The sequence below is a fragment of the Bradyrhizobium sp. A5 genome (assembly GCF_042076515.1).
Taxonomy (GTDB): Bacteria; Pseudomonadota; Alphaproteobacteria; order Rhizobiales; family Xanthobacteraceae; genus Bradyrhizobium; species Bradyrhizobium cosmicum.
Window position 1 is genome coordinate 5,546,535 of sequence record NZ_CP148990.1, and the last position, 20,757, is coordinate 5,567,291.

A 20,757-nucleotide genomic window follows, 5' to 3' on the forward strand; every position below is an offset into this window, starting at 1 on the left:
AAAGCGAAAAGACCGGCCTCGCGGCCGGTCTTTTTGTTTGTACCGTCACTTCACCCCGAGCAATTCGACGTCGAACATCAGCGTCGCATTCGGCGGAATCACACCGCCGGCGCCGCGGGCGCCGTAGCCAAGCTGCGGCGGGATGATCAGCGTGCGCTTGCCGCCGACCTTCATCGTGGCGACGCCCTCGTCCCACCCGCCAATGACGCGGCCCTTGCCGATCGGAAACTCGAACGGCTCGTTGCGGTCGACGGACGAGTCGAATTTCTTGCCCTTCTGGCCGTTCTCATAGAGCCAGCCGGTATAATGCATCACGCAGATCTGCCCGGGCTGCGGCGAGGCGCCGGTGCCGACAACACTGTCGATGGTCTGCAAGCCTGAAGCTGTGGTCATGGTCTTTCCTGCGGTCTGGGCCGAGGCCGTGGTGGAAACGAAGTCGGACACGCCGCCGATCACGGTGATCGCGAGAGCCGACATGATGGCGAGGAGTGCGCGCTGGAAACGCTGCATTAGGCACCTTCCGTTTGAGGCGGGAGGTGTCTAGCCCAACAAGGATACCGTTTCCAGCCCCGCGCCCATCAATAGCCGAGCGCGCAGCCGTCCTTGCGCGGGTCGGAACCGCCGGTGAGCGTGCCCTTGTCCCAGTCGATCCAGATCGCCTGGGCGCCGCCGAGCGGCCCGACCACGCTGGCGGTCTTGTGGCCGAGCTTCTTCAAGCCCTCGACAATGTCAACCGGCACGCTGTCCTCGAGCTGGTACTGGCCCTCGTAGTGCAGGCCGCGCGGCATGTCGATCGCTTCCTGCACGTCGCAGCCGTAGTCGAGGATGTTGGTCAGGACATGGGTTTGGCCGGTCGGCTGGTACTGGCCGCCCATCACGGCGAAAGGCATCACGGAGCGGCCGCCCTTGGTGAGCAGACCCGGCATGATCGTGTGCAGCGGGCGCTTGCCGCCTTCGATGCAGTTGGGGTGGCCCGGCTGGATACGGAAGCCGCCGGCGCGGTTCTGCAACAGCACACCGGTCTTGTTCGAGACGATCGCCGAGCCGAAAGAATGCGCGACAGAGTTGATGAACGAGCAGACGTTGCGGTCCTTGTCCACCACCGTGATGTAGATGGTCGAGGGGTTCATCGGCGGCGCGACGTTCGGCAGGTCGAGCATGCCGTCCATGCGGATCTTGCTGATGTACTCGTCGGCAAAGCTCTTTTCGAGCATCTCGGCGACGTTGATCTTCATGTGCTCGGGAGAAGCGATATGCATCTCGCGGTTCATGTAGGCGATGCGCGCGGCCTCCGCCTCGAGATGGAAGCGCTCGACGCTGACGGGCGCATACTTGGTCAGGTCGAAGCGCGACAGGATGTTGAGCATCAAGAGCGCGGTGACGCCCGGGCCGTTCGGCGGGCACTGCCAGACGTCATGGCCCTTGTACATGGTGCCGATCGGCGTCGTCGTCTCGGTGGTGTGCGTGGCGAAGTCTTCGAGCGTGTGCAGGCCGCCGATGCCGCGCAGGGTCTCGACCATGTCTTCGGCGATCGCGCCCTTGTAGAAGGCGTCGCGGCCGTCCTTGGCGATCGCGCGCAGCGTCTTGCCGAGCTCGGCCTGGCGGATGACGTCGCCGGCCACCGGCGGCTTGCCGCCCGGCAACAGATAACGCGCGGTGTTGGTGCCGTTCTTGAGCTTCTCGAACTGGTTCTTCCAGTCGAAGGCGATGCGGGGGGCAACGACATAGCCCTCTTCCGCCGCCTTGATCGCGGGCTGCAGCAGGCGGTCGAAGCCGAACTTGCCGTGGTCGCGCAGCACGGTGGCGAAGGCGTCGATCACGCCGGGGATCGAGACCGCGTGCGCCGAGGTCAGCGGCACGGAGGTAATCTTGCGCTCGAGGTACCAGTCGGCGTTGGCCGCCTTCGGCGCCCGGCCGGAGCCGTTATAGGCGATGATCTTGCCCTCGCCGCGCGGCTGGATCAGAGCAAAGCAGTCGCCGCCGATGCCGGTCGATTGCGGCTCGATCACGCCGAGTACGGCAGAACCCGCCACCGCTGCGTCCACCGCCGTGCCGCCCTCGCGCAGCACCTCGATCGCCGCGAGCGACGCCTGCGGATGCGAGGTCGCCACCATTGCGTTGGTGGCGTGGACCGTGGACCTGCCGGGGAAGTGGAAGTTTCTCATCGAATTCTGCTCTCTCAAGGCGCTCTTGTAAGGCTCTGTTGAGCCCGGACTAAGTCTTGAGGCGCGCGCGGGTCGCGCCACCTCGGAAAAACCGCGCCTACATGACACATTCCGGCCCGTCCGGGCAATGCTGGCATACCAGCGAAATGGCTGCCATCCGCTGGGCGTATGGACCTGACGCGCCCCCCGCGCCATGCGGGTTTTCTGGGCGGCGGACGCCTGCTAAACGAGCCGGCATGATCCACAAGGTTGCCGCCTTCTACCAATTCGCCGCCTTGCCCGATTACCGCGAGCTGCGCGAGCCGCTGCGCGCGTTCTGCGTTGGGCTGGCGCTGAAGGGCAGTGTGCTGCTGGCTCAAGAAGGCATCAACGGCACGATCGCCGGATCGGTTGAGGCGATCGACGCCTTCGCCCATGAGCTCGCACACGGCGAAATGTTCGGAGGCCGACTGAACAATCTCGAATTGAAGTTCTCGACTGCGGAAACCATGCCATTCGGCCGGCTCAAGGTGCGGCTGAAGAAGGAAATCGTCACGCTCGGCGATTCGGCCGCCGATCCGACGCGGCAGGTCGGCACCTATGTCGATGCGAGCGAATGGAACGCGCTGATCTCGGCGCCCGATACGTTGCTGCTCGACACCCGCAACGCCTTCGAGGTGGCGATGGGAACGTTCGAGGGCGCGGTCGACCCTGATATCAAGAGCTTTGGCCAGTTCAAGCATTTTGCCGCCGAGCAGCTCGATCCGGCAAGGCACCGCAGGATCGCCATGTTCTGCACCGGCGGCATCCGCTGCGAGAAGGCGAGCGCACATCTGCTCGCGCGCGGCTTTGCCGAGGTCTATCACCTCAAGGGCGGCATCTTGAAATATCTCGAGGAGGTGCCGGAGGCGGAGAGCCGCTGGCGCGGCGAATGCTTCGTGTTCGACGAGCGCGTCGCGCTCGGCCATGGCCTGCGGGAACTTGGCTTGCGAAAACTTGGCTTGCAAGAAGTTGGGCTTCGCGAACGGGACAAGGACGCGGCACGTGACGAATGAGATCAAGATGCTCAGCGAGCGCATCGACACGCTCGAGACGCGCATTGTCTATCAGGACGACACCATCGAGACGCTGAACCAGACCATCACCGCGCAGTGGAAGCAGATCGACGCGCTGACGCGGAAGATCGCGGAGCTCGGCGAGCGGCTGCAGGAAGCCGAGGCGAACGCGCCGGGAGCGGCCAACGAGCGCCCGCCGCATTATTGAACGAATCTACTGGCCGGACGCCTTCGGCAGCAGACGGGCGACCTCGCCCGCCATCATCAGGCGGTCGCGGCCGGCATCCTTGGCGGCATAGAGCGCCTGATCCGCGGCCTCCACGAGCGTGCCTACGCCTGCGGTGCGCTCCAGCGCCGGCCGGCAGGCCGCGCCGCCGAACGACGCAGTGACGCAGCCCGACAGGCGATTGGTGCTGTAGACGAGGCCCGCTTCGCGGATGGCCTTCCGGACCCGCTCGCCGATGCGGGCGCAGCCCGCAGCGTCGGTGTTCGGCAGCAGCACGGCGAATTCCTCACCACCATAGCGCGCAGCCAGGTCGCCGGCGCGATGCATCTCGGCCGCGATGGCCTGCGCCACCACGCGCAGACAGGCATCGCCTGCGGGATGGCCGTACTCGTCGTTGTAGGACTTGAAGTGATCGACATCGATCATCAGCAGACCGAGGCTGGAACGTTCGCGATAGGCGCGCGCCCATTCTTCCCTGAGCCGTTCGTCGAAACAGCGGCGGTTCGCAAGCCCGGTGAGACTATCCTCGATCGCGAGCGTCTCGAGCCGGGTCTCCAGCTTCTTCTGCTCGGTAATATCGCGCGAGATCGCGACCACGCCGTCGACAAAGCCGTTGTCCTTGCGCGTCACCCGCATGTTCGATTCGAGCCAGACCTCGCCATTTTTTCGGTGCGTGTTGCGGTAGGTGACACGCGCCTCCTCGTTCTCGCCGCGCTTCATGGCGTCGACGATGGCCCGGACCTGCGGCAGGTCCTCAGCATGGATGCCGGCGAGCGCGGGGGTTCCGATCAGTTGAGCGGCTCGCCAGCCGACGACACGGACCGACGAGGGGGAGACATAGCGCAGCCGCTCGTCCAACCCGATACGCGTGACCATGTCGCTGGAGCCCTCCGCAAGCAGGCGGAAATGGGCTTCCTTCTCCACCAGCGCCGCGGCCATGCGCTGGCCCCGTTGCAGATGCCGCACCAGAACCGCGCCGATGATGGCAATCAGCATGACCAGTGCGAGCACGAAGAGCATGCGTGAGATTGCCGCGGCGCGCCACGGTGCCAGCAGCGCGTCCTTGTCGACGGTGGCGAGCAGGACGAGCGGGTAGCGGCCGCTGCGCTTGAAGAAGCTGACCCGTTCGACGCCGTCCAGCGACGACTTGAAATGATAGGTGCCGCTCGGCCCTTGCAGGCTCGCGTCGCGGAACAATGACGTGTCGGCGACGCTGCGGCCGACGAACTTCTCGTTGTTCGGGTTGCGCGCGATGATGGTGCCGTCGCCATACATCAGCGACACCGAGCTGTTGCGGCCGATCTCGAACTGCTCGTAGAAATGCGAGAGATATCTGGAGCTGAGGGTCGCGAGCACCACACCAGCGAAACTGCCATCCGGCTTGTTGAAGCGGCGCGACAGGGTGACGACCCATTCGCCGTCAAGCAGGCTCTTCACGGGACGGCCGACATAGGCCTCCCGCTTCGGGGATAGCTGATGATAGCGGAAGAAAGCGTCGTCGCTGAGCGTCGAGGCGATCGTCCCCGGCGAGGTCAGCCAATTGCCCTGGTCGTCGATGACGGCGAGGCTGTGGACGCGCGGCATAGCCTTCTTGCGTACCTCCAGGAGGTTGCGCAGCTTCGTGATCGTTGCGGGATCGGTGCCGTCCATTTCCAGCCGGCTGACGGTGCCGACGACGCCGGAATCGAGCAGGTCGAGACTGTCTTCGGCATGCTGGGTCAGCGAGCGGGCGACGTTCGCCATCTCGGTTTCGGCGCCCTTGAGCACCGCATCGCGAGCAGCCCATTCGCGCCAGCCGCTGACGCCGAGAATCGTCGCGCAAGTCAGCACGACGAAAGCCGCCGCGCGCAGCGGCAGGCGGCTCCATCCGGCTCTCTGGGTAACAGCGCTCATACGGCAGACTCTCCGAGCGTTCGGAAACTCTGCCGCTTCTGTTATTGAACCCTGAAACGCTTGCCGGCATTCGCAGGGATATGCGGGTTTTCCCGTACTCCTACGGACTGAAGCGTCGATGGATCGCTAACAATGCGTTAGCGACCCTATCGGAAACCGGCGACCGATCCGGGCTTACGATCGCCTCAGCTGAAAATCGCCTTAACCTTGTCCCAGAGCGAGGGGTTTTCGGCATCCGCGTCGGCCTTCGATGGCGTCGGCTGGGTGGCGCTCACGGGGTCTGACGCCGGGAAGGAATCTTCGAGCCCGGTTTCGAGCCTGGCATGTCGATCGGCGGCCAGCGCCTTGTGCAGATCGTCGGCGTGCTTGTCGTGCGGCGCGGGATTGAATGTCTCAGCCATGGAAATCCTCCTCCATTGGCGGGTCAACGCGGCGCATTTGCACTGGTTCCACTGTTCCGCTCGAGCCTCCGGGGGTGTATCAGGAACCTCAACCTGCATCAGGACGGTCCGTGCCCCAGTCTGCGACAAAGCCCTTCATCGACGTGCTCTCCGGCCAGCGCCAGGCCGTCCCGCCAGTGTGGATGATGCGGCAGGCCGGCCGCTACCTGCCTGAATATCGCGAGGTTCGCGCCAGGGCCGGCGGCTTCCTCGATCTCTGCTTCGACCCGGAGCTCGCCGCCGAAGTCACGCTGCAACCGATCCGGAGATTCGGCTTCGACGCCGCGATCATCTTCTCCGACATCCTGGTCATCCCCTATGCGCTCGGCCGCTCCGTGCGCTTCGAGGTCGGCGAAGGTCCGCGGCTCGAGCCGCTGGATGATCCCGCCAAGGTCGCGACGCTGGCGCCGCTTGCCGACTTCGGCAAGCTCCAGCCGGTATTCGATGCGCTCAAGATCGTGCGCAGTGCGCTCGACCCTAAGACCGCGCTGATCGGCTTCTGCGGCGCGCCATGGACGGTCGCGACCTACATGGTCGCCGGTCACGGCACGCCCGACCAGGCACCGGCACGGATGATGGCCTATCGGCATCCGGAGGCGTTCGCGGAGATCATCGACGTGCTGGTCGGGAACTCGATCGAGTATCTGCTGGCGCAGCTCGCCGCCGGCGCCAATGCCTTGCAGATCTTCGACACCTGGGCCGGCGTGCTGCCACCGGCCGAATTCGCGCGCTGGTCAGTCGAGCCGACCCGGCGCATCGTGGAGGGCGTGCGCGCCAAGGTGCCGGATGCGAAGATCATCGGCTTTCCCCGCGGAGCCGGCGCGCAATTGCCTGGTTACGTCGATGCGACCGGCGTCAACGCCGTCAGCATCGACTGGACCGCCGAGCCGGCCTTCATCCGCGAGCGCGTGCAGAGCCGCGTCGCGGTGCAGGGCAATCTCGATCCGCTGGCGCTGATCACCGGTGGCGCCGCGCTCGACCGCGCCGTGGACGACGTGCTGGCGAATTTTGCGCAGGGGCGCTTCATCTTCAATCTCGGCCACGGCATCCAGCCGGAAACGCCGATCGCCCATGTCGAGCAGATGCTGAAGCGGGTCCGGAGTTATCGCGGCTAAGCCGCCGCGGCTCGCTCCCCCGGCGCCTGTCTTGCGCCGAACACCCCCAGCAAGAGTTGGGCGCTGGTCTTGACGCCGGCCTTTCGCAGGATATTGGCGCGATGGTCCTCGACCGTGCGCGGGCTGAGACCCAACTGTCTCGCCATGATCTTCGTCGACGAGCCCGCGAGCATGTGATCCAGGACCTCCCGTTCGCGCCTCGTCAGCCGTTTCGCGTGCTTGAAATGCGCGGCCGGACTCGCTGAGGAACGCGCGCCTGAACAGGCCGTCTCGATCCGCGCAATCAGGGTATCCGGCCGGAACGGCTTCTCGATGAAGTCGGCCGCCCCGGACTTGAGCGAACGCACGGCCGTGGGGATATCGCCGTGACCGGACATCATCAGGATCGGCGCCGGATAATCCAGATCGCGCAGCTCGCTCAATGTTTCCAGGCCCGATTTGCCGGGCACGCACACATCCAGGAGAATACAGACCGGCGAGTTCTGCCGGGCCTCGGCCTGAAGCGCCTCGCCGTCCGCGAAGAAAACGGATCGATATCCGGCTCTCTCCAGAAGGGCCTTCAGCATCATACGCATCGTCAAATCATCTTCGAGAATGAAGACGTCGTTGGTACTCATCGTTCTTGTCCCTGCGCTGTAACCGGGATCGCTATGCGCCGATCAGGTCGCCGGGAAAAGCAGAAGATGCCAGGACAGTTCTCCATCGGATAATGACGAGCTTGTCCAGGACCCCCTGGCATTAGGTCGAAATTAAAGCCCCTCCACCGGAGACCGGGCCGGCTCCGCAAAAAGACGGGAAAACAACCCCATGCAAAGTAGAAATCATTGAAAATTTGGCCCGGCCCGACTCCAGGCCCCGCAGCGACAACGTTTGACACGTCGGGCAAAACAGGCGCACGATAATACGATCGCACCGACGTCCCCCGCAGACGGCTTACTGCGGCCGGCTGCGCTCGATGATCTCGGCGGCGCCCTTGCCCAGCAGATCCAGCCCCACCGCACGGCCGAGCTCACGAGGACGGTTGGCGGCCCCTGCGCGCGAAGCTTCGATGATGGTGTTGCCGGAGAGGTCGAGCACGGCCGCGGTGAGCGACATCTGATCGCCCGTGATGGTCGAAAAACCCGCCACCGGCGAATTGCAGTGACCGTTGAGCACCCACAGCACCTCGCGCTCGGCATCGGCGCAGGCGCGCGCCGCAAGATCGTCGATCGACGCAAGAATGCGCCGCGTCTGCCAATCCTGCGCCGCGCATTCGACCGCGACGATGCCCTGCCCCGCCGCCGGCAGCATTTCCGCCGCGGTGAACTCGTAGGCGATGCGATGGGAAAGACCGACGCGATCGAGGCCGGAACGCGCCATGATCAGCGCGTCCGCCGGCCCCACCGTGCCGCCATCCGGCAGGCGCTGCTTCTCACGATTGTCGAGCTTTCGCACGCGCGTGTCGGCGGCGCCGCGGAAGTGAATCACCTCGATCTCGGGAAACAACCTTCGCGCATAGGCCGCGCGCCGGACGGCGTTGGTGCCGATCTTGAAACCCTTGCCGCCGGACTGGCGCAGCGCCTCCAGCGTCACGCCATCGCGCAGCACCAGCGCGTCGCTGGCGGGATCGCGCGACAGCGTGGCGCCGATGACGAGGCCGGGCGTGTCCTCGTTACCCGGCATGTCCTTCAGCGAATGCATCGCCGCCTGGAGCTCGCCCGACAGGACCGCGGCACGGATCTGCGCCACGAAGGCGCCGCCCTTGCCGCCATGCGGCAGCAGCTTGCTGGTCTGGTCGAGATCGCCCGTGGTGTCGAACTTGACGATCTCGACATCGAGATCGGGCATGGCGGCGGTCAGGCGGCGCGCGATCTCTTCCGTCTGTGCCAGCGCCATCGCGCTCTTGCGTGTGCCGATCTTCAGTCGCGTAGCCAAACCGTCCGCTCCTTCTCGCGCGGGTTTACCGCGCATCCTCCAATATCATGTCCGAGGCCTTTTCGGCGATCATGATGATCGGCGCGTTGGTGTTCCCCGACACGAGGTCCGGCATGATCGAGCCGTCAACGATTCGAAGGCCTTCGAGCCCCCTCACCTTCAGCCGCTGGTCCACCACCGAAAGTGCGTCGTTGCCCATACGACAGGTCGAGGTCGGATGGTAGATGGTGCTGCCGCGCTCACGGCAATAATCGAGCAACTCGGCATCCGTAAATACCTTCGCCCCGGGATCGTACTCGCCAGCCACAAACGGCTGCATCGCCGGCGCATTCAGTATCTTGCGCAGGATCTTCAGGCCTTCGACGTTGGTGGTGCGGTCGGTCTCGGTCGACATGTAGTTGATGCGGATTTCCGGCGGCACGGTCGGGTCCGCGCTCCTGATGCGCAGGGAGCCGCGACTTTCGGGCCGGAGCTGGCACACCGACGCCGTGAAGCCGGAGAAGTCATGAAGCCTCTCGCCCATCTTGTCGGTCGAAAACGGCAGGAAATGAACCTGGATATCGGGCGAGGCCAGCCGCGGATTGGTCTTGAAGAACGCACCGGCTGTGCCGGCCGCAATGGTCAGCCATCCCTTGCGGAACAGCGCATAGCGCGCACCGGCCAGCGTGCGGCGGAGCGGATTGTTGACGGTGTCGTTCAGCGTGATCTTCTGCGAACAGCGCATCACGATGCGAACCTGCATGTGGTCCTGGAGATCATGGCCGACACCTTGCGCATCGAGCACGACATCGATGCCGTGCTTGCGCAGGAGATCGGCAGGACCGACGCCCGAGAGCTGCAGGAGCTGCGGCGAGTTGTAGGCGCCGCTCGACAGCACGACCTCCTTGCGCGCCCGCGCGCGGCGCACGGCTGCGCCCTGCCGATATTCGACACCGACGGCGCGGCGACCCTCGAACAGCACGCGCTGGCCGAGCGCCTCGGTCTCGATTTTGAGATTGCTGCGCGCCTTCGCGGGGCCCAGATAGGCCACCGCCGTCGAGGCGCGGCGGCCGTTGCGCGTGGTGGTCTGGAACAGGCCGACGCCTTCCTGCGTGGCACCGTTGAAATCAGGGTTGTAGGACAAGCCTTTTTCGACCGCGGCGTCGATGAAGGCCTTCGACAGCGGATCGGTCACGACCATGTTGGAGACCGGCAACGGACCGCCGCTGCCGTGATATTGGTCGGCGCCGCGCGACTGGTTCTCGGCCTTCTTGAAATAGGGCAGCACGTCGTCATAGCCCCAACCGGTGTTGCCGTGCTGGCGCCAGCGATCGTAATCCTCGTGCTGGCCGCGGACGTAGAGCAGGCCGTTGATCGAGCTCGATCCGCCCAGCGTCTTGCCGCGCGGCTGGAACACCTGGCGTCCCTTCAGCTCGGGCTCCGGCTCGGTCTGGTACATCCAGTTGACGGTCTTTTCCTTGAACAGTTTGCCGTAGCCGAGCGGCACGTGGATCCAGATGTTGGAATCCTTCGGGCCGGCCTCGAGCAGCAGCACGCTGTGCTTGCCGTTCGCCGACAGGCGGTTGGCGAGCACGCAGCCGGCGGAGCCGGCGCCGACGATGATGTAGTCGAATTCGGGATCTGATGGCGCGAGGGAGGAATTTGCGTTCATGCGCTAAAGTCTTCTTGTTGATGTGGGCGTTTCCGTTTCGTGATTAGCACAATCATGCGCGCAGACGCAGCGCCTCGACCAGTGACCTGAACGCACGGGCATATTCCGCGCCCGCCCTTGCGATATCGGCGCGCCCGGCGCAGGCGACCGCGGCTTCCGTGACCGCGCCGAGCAGCAGCCGCGCCAGCGGCTCGGCCGGCTGGCGCGCGATCAGGCCGGCCTCCATCGCGGCCGTGATCGCACGCGGCAGCTTGCCGCCGAAGTGCCGCGCGTCGATCTCGCGCCAGCGCTCCCAGCCGAGCACGGCCGGGCCGTCGCGCAAGATGATCTGGCCGGTCGGACCGTTGGCGGTCGCCGTAAAATAATGCTGGGTGCCGGCGACCATCGCAGCCAGCACGTCCTTCTCGGCCCGCGCGGTGCGGTCGATCTCGGCGACGAGATCGCGCGAGACCTGCTCGAACACGGCTTCGAACACCGCCTCCTTGGTCTTGAAGTGATGATAGACCGCGCCTTTGGCGACGCCGGCGGCCTCCGCGATCTCGTCCATCGTGGTGGCGGCAAACCCTTGCGTCCCGAACAGGCGGCGCGCCGCCGTCAGGATCGCCTCCGATGTCGCCGCCCGCCGCTCCGCCTGTTTCGCCATAGCTCTCGTCTAGTCGGATTCGCCGGACGCGGCCAGTTGACTTTTCGACTATCGGTCGGTATTTGCCGACCAATAGTCGGTTTATGAGTGAGGTCCGCCATGCCGAGCCGTGACGTCGTCGAAGCTTTTGCAAAGCGGCTGGAGGCCGGGGATTTCATCGGAGCGATCGAGCAATTCTATGCGCCTGACGCTGTGACCTACGAGAACAACGCCGCCCCGACGGTGGGCCGCGACAAGCTCGTCGCCAAGGAGCGCGGCGTGCTGGCGGCCTCGAAGGAGGTGAAGGCCGTGCGCGTCGGCCCCAGCCTGATCGAAGGCGACCACGTCGCGACACGCTGGACGTTCAGCTTCACCAATGCCGAAGGGGTTGTGCGAACGCTGGACGAGATCGCGTGGCAGACATGGCGGGGCGATCGGCTCGTCGAGGAGCGATTCTATTACGATCCGAAGCAACTCGGGCGGTGAACGGGGCGTTAAATCTGCAAGCGTCTGATCAGCAGCTGCACCGGTTCGTCGATCTTGCCGAGCGCCGTTAGGGGATCGATTCTAGGCAGGCTCTCCCGGAGCGATCATTGAGTCTGCGAGCTTGCGCATCAGACGTACCAGATCCTCGATATCCTGATCGTCCCAACTTGCGAACATCCCTCCGACGATCCGTTCGCGTGCCCTGTCGACCGCGTCTGTCATGGCTTTGCCATTGGGGGTGATGGTGGCTTCGCTGACGCGGCGATCCGCTTCGCTGGCGTGACGCTTGATCAAGCCGAGATTTTCCAGTTTCGCGACCTGCCGGCTTACCGTCGTGTAATCGCGCCCCATGCGATCGGCGAGGTCGACGACTCCGATCGGACCACGCCGCTCGATGCCGACCAGCAGCGGAAACAGCGCGCGATCGAGCGATATGCCCGCCTCGCGGATCATCATCTCGTCGCCCTGGCGGCGGTTCATGACGCTGATGATGTCGATCAGCGCTTCGTGAAGCGAGCGCACCTGCTTCTTAATATGTGTATTTTGCACTCTTCTTGACATCCCGGCAGACCTCCCGCTAATATGTGCATATTACACATATTGAGGGTCCCATGACAAAGCAATTCACGGCGGATGTTCTGATCTGCGGAGCCGGCGCGGCCGGCCTCACACTCGCCATCGATCTCGCGCGGCGGGGCGTATCTTTTCGGCTGATCGAGAAAATGGACGGTCCGTTCGACGGGTCTCGCGGCAAGGGGATCCAGCCGCGAACTCAGGAGATTTTCGAGGATCTCGGCATTATCGACCGCGTCGTCGCGGCCGGCGGTCTCTACCCGCCGCAGCGCGAATACCGCGACGACGGCGGCTTCATCGAGTCCGGGGTCGCAGAGCAGATCGACCCGACACCCGCCGAGCCCTACCACATGGCGTTGATGATCCCGCAATTTCTGACCGAGGGCGTGATGCGCGAACGTCTGCTCGAACTCGGGCAGCGAGTGGAATTCGGCCGCGAGCTGGTCGGCCTGGAGCAGGATCAGGACGGCGTGACTGCGCGCCTTTCAGGCGAGGCCGGCGAGGAGACGATACGAGTGCGTTACCTCGTCGGAGCCGACGGCGGGCGCAGCTTCGTGCGTCACGCACTCGATATCGGCTTTCAAGGCAAGACACTCGGCGTACGAGCCGTGGTGGCCGATGTTGTCTTGACGGGGCTGGATCGCTCAGCGTGGCACCGCTTCAACGACGGCGCGACGGAACGCCAGATTTCGCTGTGTCCGCTGGCCGGAACTGAACTCTTTCAATTGCAGGCGCCGGTCCCGCTCGAAGGCGAGGTCGATCTGTCGGCCGAAGGGCTTTCGGCGATGATCGCGGAACGCACCGGACGTAGCGATATCCGCATTCATTCGGTGCATTGGGCGTCGGCCTATCAGATGAACGCCCGCCTCGCCGATCGCTACAGGGACGGCCGCGCGTTCCTGATCGGCGATGCCGCTCACATCCATCCCCCGACCGGAGGACAGGGTCTCAATACCAGCGTGCAGGACGCCTACAATCTTGGCTGGAAGCTCGCGGCCTTTATCGGTGGGGCCTCGGCAAGTCTGCTCGACAGCTATGAACAAGAACGACGTCCCGTCGCTGCAAGCATGCTCGGCCTTGCCACAAAATTGCTGGATGCCGCCAAACGCGGCGACATGAGGCGCGGCCGCGAGGTGCACCAACTCGACATCGGCTATCCCGGCTCGGCGCTGGCGCTGGAAAATCCGGGACGGCTGGACGGTCTTGTCGCGGGAGACCGTGCCCCGGACGCGCATCTGCGCGGGGCCGCCGGACAACCCACGCGCCTGTTCGAGCTGCTCAGGGGGCCGCATTGGACGCTGCTTGGCTATCGGGTGAAGCGCGGGGCAATGCCTGCACGCACCGGACTGCACGTCCACTGCATCGGCCCCGATGATGAGCTCATCGACGAAAGCGAGCACTTCCGCAGCGCCTACACCGTGTCACCCGGAGATTTGGTGCTGGTGCGTCCCGACGGCTACATTAGCGCCTTCGTGGGTTCGCAAAAGACAGATCAGCTCGCGCGATTCCTGGACGAACAGGGCGTGGTTTGAAGAACCGCTCCATTGCGATCCGAAGCAACTCGGGCGGTGAACGCGCGCCCCTATCACAGGTGTCATCGCCCGGCTTGACCGGGCGATCCCAGTCTTCCGAGACGGTTGTACTGATACGATGGGCTGCGGCGCACTGGATCCCCGGTCAAGCCGGGGCATGACAGCGGAGACGGCTACAACCGTAACGCCGGGCGCCGCATTTGTATCGATTTGTTATCGATACTCCCGATTGAACACGCAGAAGTGGTCACGGCGTTCGTGGCAAGCGGGGATAATTCATAGTTCGTCAAATGTTTGCGGCGAATTCTCCGGATCGAGCCGGACAAACGGCCCATGCTGCAGGCTCTGGAATGCGGACTCAACTGACCAGCTATTTCGCGCGGCTGTTCGCCGGCGATCTGTCGGCCTTTGGCGGTCCTGCAACCGACGAAGCCGTCGCCGGCCATATCCGTGCCGAACAGATGTCGCTAGTGCTCGGCTATTCGGTCGGCATCATGCTCGCCAATGCCTGCAACGCGGCCGTGCTTGCCATCGCGCTGTGGCATTCGCCGGACTGGAAATTCGCGCTGTCCTGGTCCGTGATCGTGGCCGGATCCGCGATCGCGTTCGGTCTGCAGTCCCACGCCTCGCGCCGCATCACCAAGCCGCAATTCGTCTCGCGCCGGGCGATGCAAAGGCTGGTGCGCAACGCCTTCGTCCTCGGTGCCGCCTGGGGCATCGTTCCGGTCGCCTTCTTTGCGAATGCCGCAACCGGCGGCCAGCTCGTCATCACCTGTCTCTGCTCGGGCATGCTGGCCGGCGGCGCGCTCGCCTTCGCGACGATCCCGATCGCGGCGATTGCCTTTACGACGCCCATCTTCATCGGCATCGCGATCTGCCTCAGCTGGGACGGCGACCCCGCCTATGTTCTGATGGCCATCCTCGTGGTGGTCTACGGGTCGGTGCTGCTGCGCGCGGTGTTCGTCAATTCCATCGGGTTCGCGCGGCGCGTGATCCGGCAAGTCGAGGCCGAGCGCACGGTGCGGCAGGATCCGCTGACGCTCCTGCCCAACCGCTTCGCCTTCAACGAGACGCTCGATGTCGCGCTGAAGCGGCTGACGTTGTCGGGCGAAGAGTTCGCGGTGCTGCTGCTCGACCTCGATCGCTTCAAGGAGGTCAACGACAAGTTCGGCCATCCGGCCGGCGACGAATTCCTGGTTCAGGTCGCAAGCCGCCTGCAACGCTGCACGCGCGCAGCCGAACACGTCGCGCGCATCGGCGGCGACGAGTTCGCGCTGGTGATGGCCAATCTGGCGCGGCCCGAAGATGCCCTCGATATCGCCGAGCGGTTCGTCAGCGCCTTCACCGAACCGTTCATGATCGAGGGCTGCGAGATCCCGGGGGCGACGAGCGTCGGCATCGTGCTGGCGCCGCGCGACGGCGACACGCAACTCGACATCATGAAGAATGCCGACACCGCGCTCTATCGCGCCAAGAAGGCCGGACCAGGGACGGTGTGCTTCTTCGAGCAAGCCGACGACAAGGCCTCGCGCGACCGCAAGGCGCTGCAAGCGGATCTCGAAGGCGCCATCGCGCGCGACGAGCTGTTCCTGGTGTTCCAGCCCTTCCTCGATCTCGACCGCAACCGCATCACCGGCTTCGAGGCGCTGCTGCGCTGGCAGCACCCGCGGCGCGGCTTGATTCCGCCGAGCGAATTCATCGGGATCGCGGAAGAGACCGGACTCATCCACGAGATCGGCGAATGGGTGATCCGGCGCGCCTGCATGACGCTGGCTGACTGGCCGGAGGAGATCAGGGTCGCCGTGAACTTCTCCGCGGCGCAGTTTCACAACGCCGGCATTCTGCAGACCATCGTGCAGGCGCTCGCGGACGCGAGGGTTGAACCGCACCGGCTCGAGATCGAGATCACCGAATCGATGCTGTTGTCGAAATACGGCTCGGCCGCGTCGATCCTCAACGCGCTGCTGCAACTCGGCGCAACGCTGGCGCTCGACGATTTCGGCACCGGGTTTTCGTCACTGACTTATTTGCGCAAGCTGCCGTTCAGCCGCATCAAGATCGACCAGTCCTTCATCCGCGACATGCTGGTGCAGCCCGACTGCGCGGCCATCGTGAAGTCGGTGATCTCGCTGGCCCGCGACTTGCGCATCGGCGTGGTCGCGGAGGGTGTCGAGACCGCGGACCAGCTCGAATATCTGCGCCAGTTCAATTGCGACGAAGTGCAGGGCTATCTGATCAGCCGGCCGGTGTCGGCCGATGGCGTGCTGGCGCTGCTGGATACGAAGCAGGTTCGGGCGGTTTACGCGGCGTAGGCTCCAAAGCCTCCACAAGCGTCATGGCCGGGCTTTTCGCGGCCATCCATGCCTTACCACATGGCACAAAGAACGTGGATGCCCGGGACGAGCCCCGGGCATGACGACCTACGTCAGATCGCATCCGCCCGGAGCAGCGTGTCCACCGTGATGGTTCCCCGCGCGCGGGAGACGCAGGCGCAGATTTTTTCGTTGCTCTGTTTCTGATGATCGCTGAAGAAGACGTCGCGATGGTCGATCTCGCCCTGGACGTCGACCACGTCGATGGCGCAGAGGCCGCATTCGCCGCGTTTGCAATCGTACATCACGTCGTGTCCGCAGGCGTTGAGGACGTCCAGCATCGAGCGCTCGCGGGGGATTTCGAGCTCGACGTCCGAGTCCTTCAGGCGCACGCGAAACGTTTCAGTCGGGAGCGTGCCGCTGGAGCCGAAGGTCTCGTAGCGGAGATCGGGGAGCGGATGGCCGGCGCCGATCCAGGCATGGCGCGCGGCGTCCAGCATCCGCATCGGGCCGCAAAACAGCGCCAGCGCACCTTGCGGCAGTGAGACAAACAGCGCGTCGAGATCGAGCCGGCTGCTTTCGTCGCTCGCATGGACTATCAAGCGGTCGCCGAGCATCGCAGCAAGATCGTCGAGATAGGCCGCCTCGCCGCGCGAGCGCACGGCATAATGCAGCGTGACGTCGGCCCCGCGCCGCGCCAGCGCCTGCGCCGCGCCGAGGATCGGCGTGATGCCGATGCCACCGGCGATCAGGCAATAGTTTTGGCGGGTCCAATCGACCGCGAGCAGCGATGCGGGCTGGGTGATGTCGAGCCGCGCGCCCGGCTGCAGAGACCACATGTAGCGCGAACCGCCCCGCGAATCCTCGGCCCGGCGCACCGCGATCCGCAAGCCCTGCGACGAGGCCTCGCCGACCAGCGAATAGGACCGCGTCTCCGGCAGGCCGTCGATGGTGACGCTGACATTGATGTGGCTGCCGACCGGATAGGCTGTGCCGTCGAACCGATCCGGCAGGATCAGGAATTCGCGGATGCCGGGCGCGAGCTCGCGCGTCGAGACGAGCGTGGCCGGAATCCAGGTTTCGATAAAGCGCATGGTGACTGCCCTAGTCGGTTGCGGTCCTGATCAGCGCGAGCGCCGGCAGGAGGTCGAGATGGGTACGGTTGCGCAACGCCAGCCGCAAATTGCGGACGGCGAGCCGGGCGTGCTCACGCATCACAGCCTCGGCGCGCGCGCCTTCGCGGTTCTCGATCGCGTCGATCACGACGCGGTGGTGCTCCTGCCCGATGATCAGGATCTGCTGTGCCTCGGGCAGCGCCGACTGCGCCATCACAAAACCGCTTGGCGAGGCGAATGGTAGCGCCGAGGCGCGGTCGATCTGGCGGATCAAGGGCGGGCTGCGCGACAATTCGGTGAGCAGTGCGTGAAAGCGCGCGTTCAGCGTGACATAGGAGGAGAAGGCATCGACCGAGATCGGCACCTGCCGCAGCAGTTCGTCGATCGCCGCAAGACATTCCTTCAGCGGCTCGAGCTCGCGCGCGGAGACGCCGCGCTCGGCGGCGAAGCGCGCGGCGAGGCCTTCCAGGGTACCGCGCAGCTCGATGGAATCGGAGATGTCGCGCTCCGAAAACGCCTTCACCATGAAGCCGCCGGAAGGGATCGCCTCCAGCAGCCCTTCCTCCTCCAGCCGCACCAGCGCCATGCGCACCGGCGTGCGCGAGGCGCCGGTGGTCTCCACCGCCTGCAGCTCGGAGATGCGCTCGCCCGGACGAAGAGATCCCGACAGGATCTGGTCGCGCAGCGCCAGCTGCGCCTTCACGGTCTGCGAGACGGAGCGGTCGACCTCACGTTCGGCCATGCGCCTACTCCGCGGCCTGGAGGCGCTGCGGCGCGCTTTCCTTCGCCACCATCTTGTCGATCAGCTTGCGCGACCACATCGCGCCGGCGTCGATGTTGAGATTGTAGAAGATGCGATCGGGGTTCTCGTCCATCGCCCGCTGCTGCGCTTCCAGGATCAGCTCGTCCTCGCGGAAGATGCCGGAGACGCCTTCGCGGATCTCGGTGGTGATGCGCTGCTCGCCGATCTGATAGTTGCGGACGAAGGCCCAGAAATAGTGACAGGTCTTCTCGGTTTCCGGCGTGATGGTGTTGAGCACGAAGCCGTTGACGCCCTGCGAGCGGTCGCCTTCCGGCGCGCCGGTCCCCGTTGGCGCCACGCCGACGTCGATGGCGATGGTGCACGGCGCTTCGAAACGGATGATCTGCCAGCGGTCGACGAGACCGGTCTTGCCGAGCTGCTTGGCCCAGAACGGCGGCGGCTCGATGCCGCGCATCCAGCGCGTCACCGTGACCGTCTTCTCGCCATGGGTGACGTCGAACGGCGCTTCGGCGACCGCGTCGTTGCCGATGGAGGAGCCGTGCACGAAGGTCTCGTGGGTGAGGTCCATGAGATTGTCGAGCACGAGGCGATAGTCGCAATTGACGTGGATGGTCTTGCCGTCGCCGGCCCAGGCCGGATCGTGATTCCAGTGCATGTCTGGGACGAGCGCGGGATCGGCCATCGCGGGATCGCCCATCCAGAGCCAGACGTAGCGGTGGCGCTCGACCACTTGATAGGCGCGGACGCAGGCCGACGGGTTGATGGTCTCCTGCGAGGGCATGAAGGTGCAGCGGCCCTGCGAATTGTATTTGAGGCCGTGATAGCCGCAGACGACGGTGTCGCCCTCGAGCCGGCCCTTCGACAGCGGCACCAGCCGGTGCCAGCAGGCATCCTCCAGCGCGGCCACCGAGCCGTCGGCCTTGCGGTACATCACGACGTGCTTGCCGCAGATCGTCCGCGGCAACAACGCTGGCTTCACCTCCGCGTCCCAGGCCGCGGCGTACCAGGCGTTCATGGGGAAGGGTTTTGTCACCGGCGATCTCCCAAGGCTTATGTATGCGTTATGTATACAATAGCGGGGGCCAGGAATCATTCAAGATCGATTATGGCGTATCTAATTACCTTTATCTCAGTTTATGTATACATATTCAACGACAAGTCATTCCCGGGGAAAGCGGGTGATGACACCTATTGATGCGGCGAGCCCTCCCTTTGAGCGGGCATTGAGAGAGCGGCGCTTTAGCTCGGCCCCTACGCCCCGAACACCTTCTTCAACCCCGCCTGCGCCTCGTCCTGAATCCGTTTCAAGTGCTCGGCGCTGCGGAAGCTTTCGGCGTAGATCTTGTAGACGTCCTCGGTCCCCGACGGCCGCGCGGCGAACCAGCCGAAATCGGTCTCGACCTTGATGCCGCCGAAGGGTTGGCCGTTGCCTGGCGCCTTGCTCAGCGTGGCGCGGACCGGATCGCCGGCGAGATCCTTCAGGCCGAGCTGCTCGGGCGTGACGGACTTCAGGATGTTCTTTTGCGGCGTGGTGGCGGCGACGTCGATGCGCGCGTAATGGGGCACCCCGAGCTCGGCGGTGAGGTCGCCAAACAGCTGGCTCGGATCGCGGCCGGTCTTCGCCATGATCTCGGCGGCGAGCAGGCCGAGGATGATGCCGTCCTTGTCGGTGGTCCACACCGTGCCGTCGCGGCGCAGGAACGAGGCCCCTGCACTCTCCTCGCCGCCGAAGCCGAAGCCGCCGCTGACGAGGCCGTCGACGAACCATTTGAAGCCGACCGGCGTCTCGACCAGCTTGCGGCCGAGTTTTTTGGCAACACGGTCGATGATGGAGCTCGACACCACGGTCTTGCCGATCGCGGCATCCTTGCCCCAGTTCGGGCGGTGCGCGAACAGATAGGAGATCGCGGTCGCAAGATAATGGTTGGGGTTCATCAAGCCGCCGGTGCGCGTCACGATGCCGTGGCGGTCGGCGTCGGTATCGTTGGCGAAGGCGACGTCGAAGCGGTCGCGCATCGCGATCAGGCTCGCCATCGCGTAAGGCGAGGAGCAGTCCATGCGGATCTTGCCGTCCCAGTCCAACGTCATGAAGCGGAAGGTCGGATCGATCGCCTCGTTCACGACGGTGGCCTTCAGGCCGTAGCGCTCGATGATCGGGTGCCAGTAGTGCACGGCGGCGCCGCCGAGCGGATCGATGCCGATATTGATGCCGGCGGATTTGACCAGATCGAGATCGACGACGTTGCCGAGATCGGCGACGTAAGGCGTAATGAAGTCGTAGGCGTGGACGTTCCCGGACTTTTTCGCCTTCGCATAGTCCATCCGCGCGACACCCCTGAGGCCGTCCGCGAGATAGGCGTTGGCGCGCTTCTCGACCACGCCGGTGACGTCGGTGTCGGCCGGCCCGCCATGCGGCGGATTGTATTTGTAGCCGCCGTCTTCGGGGGGATTGTGCGAGGGCGTGACGACGACACCGTCGGCAAGGCCCGACGTGCGGCCCTTGTTGTAGGTGAGGATCGCGTGCGAGATGACAGGCGTCGGCGTGTAGCCGCCGTCCTTGTCGATCATGATGTCGACACCGTTGGCCGCGAACACCTCGACCGCGCTGACCAGCGCCGGCTCGGCCAGCGCATGGGTGTCGATGCCGATGAACAACGGACCGGTCAGCCCCTTTTCCTTTCGGTAGTCGCAAATCGCCTGCGTGGTGGCGAGGATGTGCCCTTCGTTGAACGTGTTCTTGAACGAGGTGCCGCGATGGCCGGAGGTGCCGAACGCGACCCGCTGCGCGGGATCCGCGACGTCAGGCTTGCCGGCGAAATAGGCGGTCACCAGCCGCGGAACGTTGGTGAGCGCGTCCGGCGAGACCAGCTTGCCCGCCGCGGGATGAACATCAGCCACTGAAATATCCTCGTCCTG

General features: G+C 64.9%; 19 protein-coding genes. 6 read left to right on the forward strand and 13 right to left on the reverse strand.

The annotated features are described in order from the left end of the window. Window positions 1–45 precede the first annotated feature (45 nt). Entirely contained in the window at window positions 46–510 is a 465-nt protein-coding gene (locus WHZ77_RS26445; RefSeq protein ID WP_375310637.1) for an FKBP-type peptidyl-prolyl cis-trans isomerase, read from the reverse strand. Window positions 511–578: 68 nt separating this feature from the next. Then, entirely contained in the window at window positions 579–2,165 is a 1,587-nt protein-coding gene (gene ggt / locus WHZ77_RS26450; RefSeq protein WP_375310638.1) for a gamma-glutamyltransferase, read from the reverse strand. A gap of 236 nt (window positions 2,166–2,401) precedes the next feature. Between ggt and WHZ77_RS26455 the strand changes: the two genes are divergently transcribed. Both WHZ77_RS26455 and WHZ77_RS26460 read left to right on the forward strand, forming a co-directional pair. Continuing rightward, on the forward strand, window positions 2,402–3,199 hold the full coding sequence (locus WHZ77_RS26455; RefSeq protein WP_375310639.1) for a rhodanese-related sulfurtransferase: 798 nt from the start codon (window positions 2,402–2,404) through the stop codon (window positions 3,197–3,199). Then, entirely contained in the window at window positions 3,189–3,407 is a 219-nt protein-coding gene (locus WHZ77_RS26460) for a SlyX family protein (protein WP_375310640.1), read from the forward strand. The genes WHZ77_RS26455 and WHZ77_RS26460 overlap by 11 nt, the downstream gene beginning before the upstream one ends. A 6-nt stretch (window positions 3,408–3,413) precedes the next feature. Here WHZ77_RS26460 and WHZ77_RS26465 read toward each other — a convergent pair whose 3' ends face one another. Beyond that, on the reverse strand, window positions 3,414–5,318 hold the full coding sequence (locus WHZ77_RS26465; protein WP_375310641.1) for a diguanylate cyclase domain-containing protein: 1,905 nt from the start codon (window positions 5,316–5,318) through the stop codon (window positions 3,414–3,416). A 185-nt stretch (window positions 5,319–5,503) separates the two neighbouring features. Then, the gene (locus WHZ77_RS26470) at window positions 5,504–5,719 is read right to left on the reverse strand and encodes a hypothetical protein (protein ID WP_375310642.1); all 216 of its coding nucleotides are present in this window, start codon (window positions 5,717–5,719) and stop codon (window positions 5,504–5,506) included. A gap of 110 nt (window positions 5,720–5,829) precedes the next feature. Here WHZ77_RS26470 and hemE point away from each other — a divergent pair, with 110 nt between their 5' ends. Next, on the forward strand, window positions 5,830–6,873 hold the full coding sequence (gene hemE / locus WHZ77_RS26475; protein ID WP_375310643.1) for a uroporphyrinogen decarboxylase: 1,044 nt from the start codon (window positions 5,830–5,832) through the stop codon (window positions 6,871–6,873). On the opposite strand, the gene WHZ77_RS26480 is transcribed toward hemE, so the two are convergent. The 4 genes from WHZ77_RS26480 to WHZ77_RS26495 all read right to left on the reverse strand — a co-directional run bounded on the left by WHZ77_RS26480 (window position 6,870) and on the right by WHZ77_RS26495 (window position 11,081). Continuing rightward, window positions 6,870–7,490: a response regulator transcription factor gene (locus tag WHZ77_RS26480; RefSeq protein WP_375310644.1), complete on the reverse strand. Its 621-nt coding sequence runs from the start codon at window positions 7,488–7,490 to the stop codon at window positions 6,870–6,872. The two genes, hemE and WHZ77_RS26480, sit on opposite strands and share 4 nt — an antisense overlap. Window positions 7,491–7,806: 316 nt before the next feature. Then, complete coding sequence (hemC, locus tag WHZ77_RS26485) at window positions 7,807–8,787, reverse strand: hydroxymethylbilane synthase (RefSeq protein ID WP_375310645.1); 981 nt, start codon at window positions 8,785–8,787, stop codon at window positions 7,807–7,809. A gap of 25 nt (window positions 8,788–8,812) precedes the next feature. Beyond that, window positions 8,813–10,438 (reverse strand): GMC family oxidoreductase, encoded by a 1,626-nt coding sequence (locus tag WHZ77_RS26490; protein ID WP_375310646.1) that lies wholly within the window; start codon window positions 10,436–10,438, stop codon window positions 8,813–8,815. Between the two features lie 52 nt (window positions 10,439–10,490). Beyond that, complete coding sequence (locus WHZ77_RS26495) at window positions 10,491–11,081, reverse strand: TetR/AcrR family transcriptional regulator (RefSeq protein ID WP_375310647.1); 591 nt, start codon at window positions 11,079–11,081, stop codon at window positions 10,491–10,493. Between the two features lie 99 nt (window positions 11,082–11,180). Between WHZ77_RS26495 and WHZ77_RS26500 the strand changes: the two genes are divergently transcribed. Then, complete coding sequence (locus WHZ77_RS26500; protein ID WP_375310648.1) at window positions 11,181–11,546, forward strand: nuclear transport factor 2 family protein; 366 nt, start codon at window positions 11,181–11,183, stop codon at window positions 11,544–11,546. Between the two features lie 81 nt (window positions 11,547–11,627). Here WHZ77_RS26500 and WHZ77_RS26505 read toward each other — a convergent pair whose 3' ends face one another. Then, window positions 11,628–12,107 (reverse strand): MarR family winged helix-turn-helix transcriptional regulator, encoded by a 480-nt coding sequence (locus WHZ77_RS26505; RefSeq protein WP_375310649.1) that lies wholly within the window; start codon window positions 12,105–12,107, stop codon window positions 11,628–11,630. Window positions 12,108–12,157: 50 nt separating this feature from the next. Between WHZ77_RS26505 and WHZ77_RS26510 the strand changes: the two genes are divergently transcribed. Both WHZ77_RS26510 and WHZ77_RS26515 read left to right on the forward strand, forming a co-directional pair. Next, the gene (locus WHZ77_RS26510; protein ID WP_375310650.1) at window positions 12,158–13,651 is read left to right on the forward strand and encodes an FAD-dependent oxidoreductase; all 1,494 of its coding nucleotides are present in this window, start codon (window positions 12,158–12,160) and stop codon (window positions 13,649–13,651) included. A gap of 350 nt (window positions 13,652–14,001) precedes the next feature. Further along, window positions 14,002–15,963: a putative bifunctional diguanylate cyclase/phosphodiesterase gene (locus WHZ77_RS26515; RefSeq protein WP_375310651.1), complete on the forward strand. Its 1,962-nt coding sequence runs from the start codon at window positions 14,002–14,004 to the stop codon at window positions 15,961–15,963. Between the two features lie 113 nt (window positions 15,964–16,076). Here WHZ77_RS26515 and WHZ77_RS26520 read toward each other — a convergent pair whose 3' ends face one another. From WHZ77_RS26520 to pgm, 4 genes are all read right to left on the reverse strand, one after another. Further along, window positions 16,077–17,057, reverse strand: coding sequence for a PDR/VanB family oxidoreductase (locus WHZ77_RS26520; protein ID WP_375310652.1), 981 nt, complete (start codon window positions 17,055–17,057; stop codon window positions 16,077–16,079). Window positions 17,058–17,067: 10 nt separating this feature from the next. Then, window positions 17,068–17,820, reverse strand: coding sequence for a GntR family transcriptional regulator (locus tag WHZ77_RS26525; RefSeq protein WP_375310653.1), 753 nt, complete (start codon window positions 17,818–17,820; stop codon window positions 17,068–17,070). A gap of 4 nt (window positions 17,821–17,824) precedes the next feature. Then, window positions 17,825–18,874 carry a Rieske 2Fe-2S domain-containing protein gene (locus tag WHZ77_RS26530; RefSeq protein WP_375310654.1) on the reverse strand — a complete coding sequence of 350 codons (1,050 nt, stop codon included), beginning with the start codon at window positions 18,872–18,874 and terminating at the stop codon, window positions 17,825–17,827. A gap of 218 nt (window positions 18,875–19,092) precedes the next feature. Beyond that, window positions 19,093–20,739: a phosphoglucomutase (alpha-D-glucose-1,6-bisphosphate-dependent) gene (gene pgm / locus WHZ77_RS26535; RefSeq protein ID WP_375310655.1), complete on the reverse strand. Its 1,647-nt coding sequence runs from the start codon at window positions 20,737–20,739 to the stop codon at window positions 19,093–19,095. Window positions 20,740–20,757: the final 18 nt, after the last annotated feature.